We start from the raw sequence: 12,195 nt of genomic DNA on the forward strand, positions 1-12,195 counted from the left end.
GGTTCTGGTTCTGGCCGCCGTTGTTCTGGCCGCCACCCTGACCGCCGCCACCCTGACCGCCGCCGCTCGGGCCACCGCCCTGGCCGCCGTCGCGGTTGCGCCCGCCGCCCTGGTCGTTGTTCTGGCCACCACCGCTCTGGCCGCCGCCCTGGCCACCGTTGCGGTTCCGGTTGCGACCACCGCGGTCGCCGTCGCCGCCGCGGCCGGACTCCTGGTCGCCGTCGGGAGCGTCCTGCCCGGACTGGCCCGACTGCCCCGAACGGCCCTGGTCGGAGCTGCCGTTGTTGCGGTCGCCGTCCTCACGGGGCGTGCGCTCGGGCGCCTCGGCCGGCGCGGCCGCGGGGGCCTCGATGGAACCGGTCGCCTCACCGGCGCCGGACTCGGCACCGGGACCCGCGTCGCGCCGGGCACTGCGACGCGAACGACGAGGCGTGGCGGGGGCGCTCGCCTCGGCCGCCTCACCGGCGTCGGCGGCGGGCGCGTCGGTGGTGGCCGTGACGGCCTCCGCGACGGTCTCCGCCGACTCGGGCGTCGCGGTGCGGGACGCGGGGTCGGTCTCAGCGGGGGACTCCGCCGGGGTCTCCGGCTCGACCTCCGGGGTCACCGCCTTGCGGCGGGCGGCACGACGGCGGGCGGGCTTGGCCGCGGCCTCGTCGTCGGCGGGCTGCTCGTCGGCAGGCTGCTCGGCCGCGGGCTGCTCGGCGGTCCCGGCCGCGGCGCTGCTCGGCGCGTCGGGCTCGTCGCCGAGCGGGAGCTGGGCGGCGCCGGCCGCCCCGTCGCCGCTCTGGCGCTTCTTGATCTCGTTGATCAGGTCACCCCGGCGCATGCCGGTGGTGTCGGTGACGCCGAGTGTCCCGGCGAGCTCACGCAGCTCCGCGAGCACCATGCCGGACACGCCGCCACGGCGGCGCCGTTCGGTGCCGCCGGAGCCGGACGTCGGGGCGTCGTTCCCAGCCGGGGCCTCCGAGGAGGCGGCGTCGGTGGAGAGGACGTCGGTTTCGGTCACGCAGGTCCTTCCTGACCGGCCGGGGCCATGCTGCCCGGGCCAGCGGACATGTCCGCACACCTCGGTTCACGCGTGCGGTTCGCCGCAACGTCGGCGGTTCGCGGGAAGACGGAATGGAGGTTCGGCGTCCCGGGAACACGATGCGCTACGGAACATCTTCGGGGTCAACGACCACGCGTGGAGCCGTCCGAGAACGCCGAACCACCTGCGCCATCGGGCGGATGCGGGACCGGAGCGGAGAAGACCATCCCGGATTCCGGGACGTGGCACCGGCGCGGATCACGCTGGTCGCTGTCGTGGCCCAGGGTAGCCCCACCCGGGACCGGCGGCAACAACCGGGTGGTGTCGGCGTGCCGTGGCGGTCCTCAGCCCGTCACGACGGCACCCTCGGTGTCGATCGGCAGCCACATCGTCGTGAACCCGCTGGTGGGGAGTCCCTCGGGCAGCGGCTCCCCCGTGGTGAGCGCCAGCACCGTCGGGCCCGCCCCGGAGACGACCGCGGGCACCTCGGCCGCGCGCAGGGCGTCGACGAGGTCGGCGGTCGCGGGATAGGCCGGCCGCCGGTAGGGCTGGTGCAGGCGGTCCTCGGTGGCCGGGAGCAGCAGCCCGGGTGCACACGTGAGCGCGTGCACCACCAGCGCCGACCGCGCCGCGGTGAACGCCGCGTCGGCGTGCGGGATCCGGTCGGGCAGCAGACCGCGGGTCGCCTCGGTGGAGCTGGAGTGCTCGGAGACGAACACGACCGGCACCACCTCGGGCCGGGGCGTGAGCCGGGTGCCCCGATAGGAGCCGCCCTCGCACCAGGTCACGACCAGGCCGCCGTAGAGGCAGGCCGCCACGTTGTCGGCGTGCCCGTCGAAGCGGGCCGCGAGGTCGAGGACCGCGGCGTCGTCGGGGGCCTTGCCGGGGCCGAGCAGCGCACAGGCGGCGACGATCCCGGCGACCGCGGCGGACGCCGAGGACCCCAGCCCGCGGCTGTGCGGGATCTCGTTGTGACAGGTCAGATGCAGTGGCGGGCGGGCCACACCCGCGAGGTCGTAGGTCGCGCAGGCGGCCTTGAGCACGAGGTGCCGCTCGTCGCGGGGCACCCGCCCGGCTCCCTCCCCGTGCACCTCGACGACGCTCGGGCCGTCGTCGAGGGCGGTGAGCTCCACGTGGTCGTGGAGCCCCAGCGCGAGACCGAGGGTGTCGAAGCCGGGCCCGAGGTTCGCCGTGGTGGCGGGGACCCGGACGCGGACGGTGGGGGCTTCCCCCGACGATCGGGCCTGCCGGTCGGCGTGCTCCCCCGGGCGCTTCGTGTCCCCCGCCATCAGGCGAGGCCGAGCGCGTCGGCGACGGCGTCGACGCGCTCCGGGACCACGACCGGCTCGGGGACGTCGGCCAGCGCGGTGCCCGGGTCCTTGAGGCCGTGGCCGGTGACGGTGCAGACCACCACGCTGCCCGCGGTGAGCTCCCCCGCCGCCGACCGCGCGAGCAGGCCCGCCACCGAGGCCGCCGACGCGGGCTCGACGAACACGCCCTCGCGCGCCGCCAGCAGGCGGTACGCGGCAAGGATCGCGTCGTCGTCGACCTTGGTGATCCGGCCCCCGGACTCGTCCCGCGCGGCGATCGCACCGTCCCAGGAGGCGGGCGAGCCGATGCGGATGGCCGTCGCGAGGGTCTCCGGCTGCGCCACCGGGGCCCCGTCGACCAGGGGCGCGGCGCCGGCGGCCTGCACCCCGTGCATCTCCGGGGTGGCCTCGACGACGCCGTCGCGGTGGTACTCGACGTAGCCGCGCCAGTAGGCGGTGATGTTGCCGGCGTTGCCGACCGGCAGGACGTGCAGGTCGGGCGCGCGGCCGAGCTGGTCGCAGATCTCGAACGACGCCGTCTTCTGGCCCTCGATGCGTGCCGGGTTGACCGAGTTGACCAGGGCGATCGGGTGCTCCTCGGCCGCCTTGCGGGCCAGCTCCAGGCACGCGTCGAAGTTGCCCTCGAGCTGCAGGATCTTCGCACCGTGCGCGGTGGCCTGCGCGAGCTTCCCGAGGGCGATCTTGCCCTGCGGGACGAGCACGGCGCAGGTCATGTCGGTGCGCGCGGCGTACGCGGCCGCCGAGGCCGAGGTGTTGCCGGTGGACGCGCAGATCACGGCCTTCGCGCCGCTCGCGGCGGCTTCGGTCATCGCGACGGTCATCCCGCGGTCCTTGAACGACCCGGTCGGGTTCGCGCCCTCGATCTTGAGGTGGACCTCGCAGCCGGTGAGCGCGGAGAGGTGCGCCGCGGGGAGCAGCGGGGTCCCACCCTCGCGCAGCGTGACGACGTCCCAGCCGTCCTTCACGTGCGGCATCCGGTCCCGGTAGGCGCGGATGACGCCCGGCCACTCGACGCGGTGGGCGAGCAGGGCGGCGGGGGTCACTGGGCTCCTCCGAGAGCATGGACGGGGCGGCCGAGACCCTCCACACGCAGCACGCTGGCGACACCGCGGACGGAGTCCAGCCCGGACAGCGCGTCCACGGTGGCCCGCAGGGCCGCGTCGGGGGCCTCGTGGGTCACGACGACCAGTGTGGCGTCCGTTCCCGCGTCGCCGCCATGACCTGCATCATCCGCGTCGGCATCGTCCGGGCCCGCGGCCTTCTCGCGGCCGCCCTCCTGCTTGACCGTGGCGATGCTGACGCCGTGCTCGGCGAACACCGAGGCCACCGCGGCGAGCACGCCCGCGCGGTCGTGGACGTCGAGGTTGACGTGGTACCGGGTGCGGACCTCGCCCACCGGCTGCAGCGGCAGGTGGGCATAGGCGGTGTCGCGGGGACCGCGTCCCCCGATGACCTTGTTGCGCGCGGCGGCGACGAGGTCGCCGAGGACGGCGCTCGCGGTCTGCGGGCCGCCCGCCCCCTGGCCGTAGAACATCAGCGGCCCGGCGGCGTCGGCCTCCACGAAGACGGCATTGAACGCGCCGGAGACCGAGGCCAGCGGGTGGGCCTTCGGGATCATCGCCGGGTAGACGCGGGCGGACACGGTGCTGCCCGCGTCCCCGTCGACCTGCTCGCAGATGGCGAGCAGCTTCACCGAGCACCCGAGCGCCTTGGCCGAGGCGATGTCGGTGGCGGTGACGTCGCGGATGCCCTCGCGGTGCACGTCGGAGGCGGTCACCCGGGTGTGGAAGGAGAGGGTCGCGAGGATCGCGGCCTTGGACGCGGCGTCGTAGCCGTCCACGTCCGCCGTCGGGTCGGCCTCGGCGTAGCCCAGCCGGCCCGCCTCCTCGAGCGCGTCGGCGTAGCCGGCCCCGGTGGACTCCATCGCCGAGAGGATGAAGTTCGTCGTGCCGTTGACGATGCCCGCGACGCGACGGATCCGGTCCCCGGCCAGCGACTGCTGGATCGGGCGCAGCAGCGGGATCGCGCCGGCGACGGAGGCCTCGTAGTAGAGGTCGGCGCCGGACTCGCGGGCCGCGGTCGCGAGCGCCTCGCCCTCCTCGGCGAGCAGCGCCTTGTTCGCGCTGACCACCGACCGGCCCTGCTTGAGGGCGTCGAGCAGCAGGTCCCGCGCGGGCTCGATACCGCCCATGAGCTCGACGACGACGTCCACGTCCGACCGCGCGACGAGGCCGGCGGCGTCGGTGGTCAGCAGCTCGGCGGGCACCTCGGGGTGGCGCTGCGGGCGCCGCACCGCGATCCCGGCCAGCTCGATCGGGGCTCCGACCCGGGCGGCGAGCTCGTCGGACTGCTCGCGCAGCAGCCGCACCACCTGGGAGCCGACCACCCCGCAGCCGAGCAGCGCGACGCGGATGACGTCCTTGCTCCCAGAATCAGCCGGACTCACAGCACCTCCAGGCGCGCCAGGTCGTCGAGGGTCTCCCGCCGCAGCATGGTGCGGTCGGCGCCGTCGGCCACGGCGACCACGGCGGGTCGCGGCACCTTGTTGTAGGCGCTGGCCATGGCGTAGCAGTACGCGCCGGTCGCGGCCACGGCGACGAGGTCACCGGGCGCGAGGTCGGCGGGCAGCCAGCAGTCGCGAACGACGACGTCGCCGGACTCGCAGTGCCGCCCGACCACGCGGCACAGCGTGGGGTCGCCGCCACCGGGGTTCCCGGCGCCGGCGCCGTCCTTGATCCCGCCCACCACGGCCGATCGTGACACCAACCGGCAGTCGTAGGCCGCGTCGTAGAGGGCGGTGCGGATGTTGTCGCTCATCCCGCCGTCCACGCTCACGTACCGCCGGCGCGCTCCGCCGCCGAGCTCGACGTCCTTGATGGTCCCGACGGTGTAGAGGGTCACCGTGCCGGGCCCGGCGATCGCGCGCCCGGGTTCGACGGCGATCCGTGGCACCGGGATGCCCGCCCGCTCGCACTCGCGGTCCACGATCGCGCGCAGCTCGGACGCCAGCCAGGACGCGGACCGCGGGTGGTCCGCGGTGGTGTAGGCGATGCCCATGCCGCCGCCGAGGTCGATGAGGTCGGACGCGGTGTCGGCACGGTCCCCGTGCTCGGCGCGGACCTCCGCGAGCAGCCCGACGACCCGGCGTGCCGCGAGCTCGAAGCCGCCGGAGTCGAAGATCTGCGAGCCGATGTGGCTGTGCAGCCCGACCAGGCGCAGGTGGGCGGACTTCAGGACGCGGCGCACGGCCTCGGCCGCGTCTCCCCCGGTCCCTCCCCCCGTCGCTCCGCTCGCCCCGGTACCTCCCCCCGTCGCTCCGCTCGCCCCGACCAGCGAGAACCCGAACTTCTGGTCCTCGTGCGCGGTGGCGATGAACTCGTGGGTGTGCGCCTCGACCCCGACGGTCACGCGGACCATCACGTCGGCGACCACGCCGCGGCGCCGGGCCGCGTCGTCGAGCCGGACGATCTCGGCGAACGAGTCCAGGACGACCTTGCCGACGCCCGCGTCGAGGGCCTGCTCCAGCTCGGCGGGCGACTTGTTGTTGCCGTGCATCGCGATCCGGTCGGCCGGGAAGTCGGCCCGGACCGCCGTCGCCAGCTCGCCGTCGCTGCACACGTCGAGCCCGAGGCCCTCGTCGGCGACCCAGCGGGCGACCTCGGCGCACAGGAACGCCTTCGACGCGTAGTGCACGAGGGCCGGGTCCCCGAAGGCCTCGGCGTGGTCGCGGCACCGCGAGCGGAAGTCGGCCTCGTCGACGACGAAGAGCGGGGTGCCGTGGCGCTCGGCGAGGTCCCGGACGTCGATGCCGGCCAGGCGCACGACGCCGTCGTCGCCGCGGACGGCGTGGCGGGGCCAGACGGCGGCAGGCAGTGCGTCGAGGGCGGTGCCGTCGTGCGGGATCGGACCCGCCGCCTCGTGGGCGGGCAGGACGTCGGCGTGGCGGGGCCCGGCGGGGTGGGCGCGCGTCATGAAAATATCCTCGGATCACATGCAGGGTTGATTACATCCGGCTGGGGGCGGAGACGCCGAGCAGGCCCAGGCCCGACGCGAGCACGGTGCGGGTCGCGCTGCACAGGGCCAGGCGCGCGGTGTTGATGGGTCCCGGTGCTTCATCGCCCTGGGGCAGCACCCGGCAGGTGTCGTAGAAGCGGTGGTAGGTGCCGGCGAGCCCCTCGAGGTACCGCGCGACGCGATGCGGCTCGCGCAGCTCCGCGGCCGAGGACAGCACGCGCGGGAACTCCCCGAGCGTGCGGATGAGGTCGCCCTCGCGGGGCTCGACGAGCAGGCCCAGATCCGGGTCGACGCCGCTCACGCCCAGCTCGGTGGCGTTGCGCGCCAGCGCCGAGAGCCGGGCGTGCGCGTACTGCACGTAGAAGACCGGGTTCTCGTTGGTGCGCTTGCTGATGAGGTCTAGGTCGATGTCGAGCACCTGGTCCACGCTCGAGCGCGTCAGCGTGTACCGGGCCGCGTCCACGCCCACCGCCTCGACGAGGTCCTCGAGGGTGATGATCGTGCCCGCCCGCTTCGACATCTTCACCGGCTCGCCGTCGCGGAGCAGGTTCACCAGCTGGCCGATGAGGACCTCGACGGTGTCCGGGTCGTCCCCGAACGCCGCCGCGACCGCCTTGAGCCGGTGGATGTAGCCGTGGTGGTCGGCACCGAGCATGTAGATGCACAGGTCGGCGCCGCGGGCCCGCTTGTCGCGGTAGTAGGCGATGTCCCCGGCGATGTAGGCCGGGTTGCCGTCGGACTTGATGACGACGCGGTCCTTGTCGTCACCGTGGTCGGTGGAGCGCAGCCACCAGGCGCCCTCCGCGTAGTAGAGGGCGTCGTCGTCCTTGAGCTTCTGCACCGAGGTCTCGACCGCGCCCGAGGCGTGCAGGGCGGCCTCGGAGGACCAGACGTCGAAGTGGGTGCCGAACGAGTCCAGCGACTCCCGCATCTCGCCGAGCATCACGGCGACGCCGAGGCGCTTGAACGCGGCGAGCTTCTCGTCCTCGGGCTGGTCGAGCACGCTGCGCTCGACCTGGACGACCTTCTGGGCGACCTCGGCCACGTACGCCCCGCCGTAACCGTTCTCCGGCACCGGCCTGCCCTCGGCGGCGGCGATCAACGACTCGGCGAACCGGTCGATCTGCGCGCCGGCGTCGTTGACGTAGTACTCCCGGATCACCGCGGCGCCCTGCGCCTCGAGGACCCGGCCCAGCGCGTCCCCGACGGCGGCCCAGCGGGTGCCGCCGAGGTGGATCGGGCCGGTCGGGTTCGCGGAGACGAACTCGAGGTTGATCGTCTGCCCGGTGAGCTTGTCGGTGTGGCCGTAGCCGGCGCCGTGGGCAAGGACGTCCGCGACGATGCCCGCCTGCGCGTCGGCCGCGAGGCGCAGGTTGAGGAAGCCCGGGCCCGCCACCTCGGCACTCGCGATCGCGCTGGTGCCGGAGAGCTTGGTGGCCAGCCAGTCGGCGAGGTCGGCGGGCTTCACGCCCGCCTTCTTCGCGCTGCGCAGCGCGAGGTTGGTGGCGTAGTCCCCGTGCTCGGGGTTGCGCGGGCGCTCGACGACGACCTCGTCGGGCAGCGCAGCCGTGTCGAGCCCGCGCTCGGTCAGCACGTCGACGGCGACGGCATGCAGGAGCTCGGCGAGTGCAGCGGGGGTCACGGACGCCGAGTCTAAGGAGCCGCGCGAGGCAGTGGGCGGACGGCCGTACCCCGTCCAGGGCAGGAGCTCCTCACGCAGGGCTCATCCCTAGACTCCGTGACCATGGCGAGTGGACGCTCCACCGGGACGCCCCGGCGGCCTCCGACGGGTGGGCACCAGCGGAACGGCCGGTCCACGAGGGGGTCACGGCCGCCGCAACGGGGGAAGAACCCCGTCACCGGCGCGCGGCGGCGCTCGTCGTCGGGCAACGGGAACCGTCAGGTGCCCTGGCTGCTGATCGGCGCGATCGTCGTCGTGCTCGTCCTGGTCGGCGGGATCGGGTACTTCCTCGTCGCCCGGAACTCCGCGGTGAGTCCGTGGCGGCCCTCCGACGACAACAAGGACCCGTCGCTGGCGATCCCGGGGATCGCGACCACCGCCTACGAGGGCCAGCACCACGTGACGCCGCAGCAGCGGGTGGCCTACGACAAGACCCCGCCCTACGGCGGTCCGCACGACGGCTACTGGGCGGCGTGCAACGGGCAGGTCTACCCGCGGGCCGTGCGCAACGAGAACATGGTGCACGGCCTCGAGCACGGCGCCGTCTGGATCGCCTACGACCCGGCGCGGGTCTCCGGCTCCGCGCTGGACGGGCTGACCGCCAAGGTGCGCGGCCAGAACCAGACGATGATCTCGCCGTACCCCGGCCTCGACCAGCCGGTGTCGCTGCAGGCCTGGGGCCACCAGCTCAAGGTCCCGGACGCGAACGACCCGAGGATCGACGAGTTCATCACCTCGCTGCGCGGCAACCCGAACACCTACCCGGAGGTCGGCGCCAGCTGCGACGCCCTCGGACCGGGCGCCTTCGACCCGCAGAACCCGCCGCCGTTCGACCCGCCGCCCTACCCGAAGGACGCGCTGCCGATGAACTACCAGGGCAGCTCGGGCGGCACCGGGTGAGCGCGGTCTCCCCCGTGAGCTCGCCGCCGGAACCGCCGGACGTGGACGACGACGGGTTCGACGACGACGGTGGCGGCTGGTGGTCGCGCAGCCCCGGGTGGGCCCGCGGTGTCGTCGTCGCGGGCGTGGTGCTCGTGCTCCTGCTCGTCGGCGCGCTCGGGGGCGTCGTGCTCGGTCAGGGCACGACGCCGACCTACGGGCCGCCCGACGGCGCCGTGGACGTCGGCTTCCTGCAGGACATGACCGTGCACCACACCCAGGCCGTGCAGATGGCGGTGTGGGAGCGCGCGAACACGACCGACCCGGCGCTGCGCCAGCTGGCGTTCGACATCGAGTCCACCCAGAACCAGCAGCTCGGGATGATGCAGGGCTGGCTGCGGCTCTGGGAGCAGCCGACCGAGTCCGCCCCCGGGAGCTACATGGCCTGGATGGGGATGCCGGCCGTCGTGATGCCGGGGATGGCCTCCGACGCCGACCTGACCCGCTTCCGGTCGCAGACCGGCGTCCCGATGGACGTCGCGTTCCTGCAGCTGATGCTGCGCCACCACCGCGGCGGGCTGTCGATGATGCAGGAGGAGGCGGCCCGCGGGTCGGTCCCCGTGGTCACCCAGCTCGCGCGGTCGATGGTCACCTCGCAGACCGCGGAGGCGGACACCATGACGCAGATGCTCGCTCAGCGTGGGGCGGCTCCGCTGCCGGTGTCCTGAGGTGTCGGCCGTCGGGAGGTGTCAGCCGTCGTGAGGCGTCAGCGATGCGGCATCGCTGACACTGGACGTCAGTAGCTCCGCATCCTCGCCCGGCCCGGCCGCCGGACGATCACCCGCGATGCGTTAGGCTTCCGACCGGTTCCGCCCCCGTAGCTCAGGGGATAGAGCACCGCCCTCCGGAGGCGGTGGCGCAGGTTCGAATCCTGCCGGGGGCACCACCTGATGACCAGCGAAAACGTTGCCCGTTCGAAGCCGCGTGGCACGGATCGTGGCACGAACGCTGTACGCGATCCGAGACGCGGCTCACTCCGCTTCGGGAGGCTGGCACGCTCACGGTCACGGGCGAGGTGAGCGGGTCGATCACGCTCCCGAAGGTGACGACGTCGGTCGACGAGGCGGTCGCGGGAGCGACGGTCGTCGCGGTGACGGTGCCGACTCCGCCGGGTGTGGCCCTGGCTCAACGTGCGGGACGTGCGGTCGGAGGAGGGCCGATTAAGGGGGTGTGGCCCCCGGATGGTCCCCATCACGTCCCTAGCTAGCGGCGGCGCAGGCGCCCATGAGCCGGCGGCGCGGCGTGGACGATTGATAAGCAGCGATTGGTCGGGCTGGGCTAAGACACGAGAAAAGATCATATCCGAGCATCGCGGGGTTTCTGGCAAGAACGCCGCGACGTACGTTCTGACGTCGGAGGAGTGTCCGGAGGAGCCTTCCGGGCTGCTGTTAGACGTTGTTGACCTCGTTCGTGAGGTACGCCGGGCCAGTCGAGCAGGTCGGACCACGGTCCGCCGGAGCGGAGCGGAAGGCGGGGCCGTGGGTCCGACCTGCGCGGCGCCGAAGGCGGTGCCTTGACCTTATAGGCTGGACTCGGCAGTACGCCACGCTGAGCTTCGCATCGACGAGCTCCGGTCGACCAGTAACCCTGCCAGTCAGCATCAAGGCTTGCGACTGCCTGCCGTCATGAGTGGAACATGGCGCTGAGGAGGAGATGAAAGGACGGCGTGCTGAGTGCGGTGCTCTGGCCGCGATCAACAGCCGGTCCGGGGGTACGGTAACTCCCAGGCGTTGTTGGCCTCACTAGGTGCGACCCTCGGCTTAGCGCGGGTTCTCGGGCGCGGTCGGCGCGAGCAGCGAGTGGGTAGTCGATGTGACAACTGAACGTGAGTGGCCCGACTTCGAGGCGAGGCTCGCCGCGGCGCTGGCCGAGGGTGGGGCCTGGGCGGCGCAGCGCATCTGTGAGCTGTGCGTGAGCGCTCTGCCGGTGACCGGGGCGTCGATCACGACGATGACCAGCGTGGATCATCAGAACCCGGTGTGGGCCTCCGACGAGGTGGCGGCGCGGATCGACGAGCTGCAATTCCGGCTCTGCGAGGGCCCGTGTGTTGAGGCGTTCACCTCCGGGGCCCCGGTGCTGGTGCCCGACATCACCGCCGGTGTCCACGACAAGTGGCCGGTCTTCGCCGCCGCCGCGGCGCAGGAAACCACGGCGCGGGGGATGTACGTCCTGCCGCTACTCGGCGGGCCGATCAGCATCGGCGTGCTCGATCTCTACCGGAACCAGCCTCTGGCGCTCGACTCGCAAGCGCAAGCCCTCGCGGGACGCGCTGCGGGCGCCGCGTTCTGGGCCGTGCTGGACGTCCACCCCGGGGCGACGCTGGGCCCGACCGGAGCACCCAACCGCGGTGGGCCCGAGCGGGGCGTCGACGTGGACGTCGAGGGCTGGTTGGCCGATGTCCCGTTGGAGCGAGCGGAGGTCTACCAAGCCACCGGAATGCTCATCTCCCAGCTCGAGGTCTCCCCTGACGCCGCGCTGGCCACCTTGAGGGCCCACGCCTTCGTCCACGACCGGCCGATCGACGCGGTTGCCCGCGAGGTCGTCGCCCGCACGCTGCGGTTCGGCAAGGAGCGGTGATGACCGCAGCCGGGGAGAACCGGGAGACCGCGCTGTTGGCGGCGTTGATCCGGGTGGCCGACACGCTGGTCGCCGACTTCGACATGCTCGATCTGTTGCACAGGCTGACCACCGACTGCGTCGCGCTGTTCCCCGCTGACGCCGCCGGACTGCTGATCGCCGCCCACCGGGACACCCTGCAGCTCGTCGCGTCCTCCAGCGAAGCAGCCCGGCTGATCGAGCTCTTCCAGCTCCAGTCCGACGAAGGCCCCTGCTTGGACTGCTACCGCAGTGGGCAGCCGGTCAGCGCTCCCGATCTGACCGCGGGCGATACATGGCCCCGCTTCACCGCCCGAGCCGCCGAGCAAGGGTTCCGCTCGGTGCACGCCGTGCCAATGCGCCTACGCGGACACACCATCGGCGCGTTGAACCTCTTCGGCGCTGCAGCCGGCGCGCTACCCCCGGCTGACCTTCGGGCGGTCCAGGCCTTGGCTGATGCGGCGACCATCAGCATCCTGCAGGAACGGGACGCGCACGCCCAGCAAACCGTCACCTCGAGGCTCCAGACCGCCCTCAACAGTCGGGCGATCATCGAACAGGCCAAGGGCGTGCTCGCCGAAGTAGGGCACCTCGACATGGGCGAGGCA

10 protein-coding genes and 1 tRNA gene are annotated in these 12,195 nt (G+C 73.2%); 5 read left to right on the top strand and 6 right to left on the bottom strand.

Annotation, left to right across the window (positions count from 1 at the left end):
* From VGI02_RS24305 to argS, 6 genes are all read right to left on the bottom strand, one after another.
* Nucleotides 1–1,006, bottom strand: a 1,006-nt coding sequence (locus VGI02_RS24305; RefSeq protein ID WP_331631742.1) for a Rho termination factor N-terminal domain-containing protein, incomplete at its 3' end; no start/stop codon positions are given.
* A gap of 365 nt (nucleotides 1,007–1,371) precedes the next feature.
* On the bottom strand, nucleotides 1,372–2,316 hold the full coding sequence (thrB, locus tag VGI02_RS24310; RefSeq protein WP_331631744.1) for a homoserine kinase: 945 nt from the start codon (nucleotides 2,314–2,316) through the stop codon (nucleotides 1,372–1,374).
* Nucleotides 2,316–3,332: a threonine synthase gene (gene thrC, locus VGI02_RS24315; protein ID WP_331631762.1), complete on the bottom strand. Its 1,017-nt coding sequence runs from the start codon at nucleotides 3,330–3,332 to the stop codon at nucleotides 2,316–2,318. Before thrC ends, thrB begins: the two co-directional genes overlap by 1 nt.
* Before the next feature lie 65 nt (nucleotides 3,333–3,397).
* Nucleotides 3,398–4,804: a homoserine dehydrogenase gene (locus VGI02_RS24320; protein ID WP_331631746.1), complete on the bottom strand. Its 1,407-nt coding sequence runs from the start codon at nucleotides 4,802–4,804 to the stop codon at nucleotides 3,398–3,400.
* Nucleotides 4,801–6,330 (bottom strand): diaminopimelate decarboxylase family protein, encoded by a 1,530-nt coding sequence (locus VGI02_RS24325; RefSeq protein WP_331631749.1) that lies wholly within the window; start codon nucleotides 6,328–6,330, stop codon nucleotides 4,801–4,803. The genes VGI02_RS24320 and VGI02_RS24325 overlap by 4 nt, the downstream gene beginning before the upstream one ends.
* Nucleotides 6,331–6,361: 31 nt before the next feature.
* Nucleotides 6,362–8,014 carry an arginine--tRNA ligase gene (argS, locus tag VGI02_RS24330; RefSeq protein ID WP_331631752.1) on the bottom strand — a complete coding sequence of 551 codons (1,653 nt, stop codon included), beginning with the start codon at nucleotides 8,012–8,014 and terminating at the stop codon, nucleotides 6,362–6,364.
* A 261-nt stretch (nucleotides 8,015–8,275) separates the two neighbouring features.
* On the opposite strand from argS, the gene VGI02_RS24335 reads away from it, so the two are divergent.
* The 5 genes from VGI02_RS24335 to VGI02_RS24355 form a co-directional block, all read left to right on the top strand.
* Nucleotides 8,276–8,953 carry a thioredoxin-like domain-containing protein gene (locus tag VGI02_RS24335; protein ID WP_331631754.1) on the top strand — a complete coding sequence of 226 codons (678 nt, stop codon included), beginning with the start codon at nucleotides 8,276–8,278 and terminating at the stop codon, nucleotides 8,951–8,953.
* A 14-nt stretch (nucleotides 8,954–8,967) separates the two neighbouring features.
* On the top strand, nucleotides 8,968–9,660 hold the full coding sequence (locus tag VGI02_RS24340) for a DUF305 domain-containing protein (protein WP_331631756.1): 693 nt from the start codon (nucleotides 8,968–8,970) through the stop codon (nucleotides 9,658–9,660).
* A 143-nt stretch (nucleotides 9,661–9,803) separates the two neighbouring features.
* Nucleotides 9,804–9,878 (top strand) — tRNA-Arg (locus tag VGI02_RS24345).
* Between the two features lie 926 nt (nucleotides 9,879–10,804).
* Nucleotides 10,805–11,569 carry a GAF and ANTAR domain-containing protein gene (locus tag VGI02_RS24350; RefSeq protein WP_331631758.1) on the top strand — a complete coding sequence of 255 codons (765 nt, stop codon included), beginning with the start codon at nucleotides 10,805–10,807 and terminating at the stop codon, nucleotides 11,567–11,569.
* Nucleotides 11,569–12,195 (top strand): GAF domain-containing protein (locus VGI02_RS24355; protein WP_331631760.1); only part of this gene is annotated, 627 nt, incomplete at its 3' end. The genes VGI02_RS24350 and VGI02_RS24355, both read left to right, overlap by 1 nt.

This window comes from Actinomycetospora sp., assembly GCF_036497245.1.
In the GTDB taxonomy this organism is placed as follows: Bacteria; Actinomycetota; Actinomycetes; order Mycobacteriales; family Pseudonocardiaceae; genus Actinomycetospora.

What these genes read in the sequence shown, in the direction of transcription:
- VGI02_RS24325 (WP_331631749.1), bottom strand. Translation starts at nt 6,330, where the DNA reads ATGACGCGCGCCCACCCCGCCGGGCCCCGCCACGCCGACGTCCTGCCC.
- thrB (WP_331631744.1), bottom strand. Translation starts at nt 2,316, where the DNA reads ATGGCGGGGGACACGAAGCGCCCGGGGGAGCACGCCGACCGGCAGGCC.
- thrC (WP_331631762.1), bottom strand. Translation starts at nt 3,332, where the DNA reads ATGCCGCACGTGAAGGACGGCTGGGACGTCGTCACGCTGCGCGAGGGT.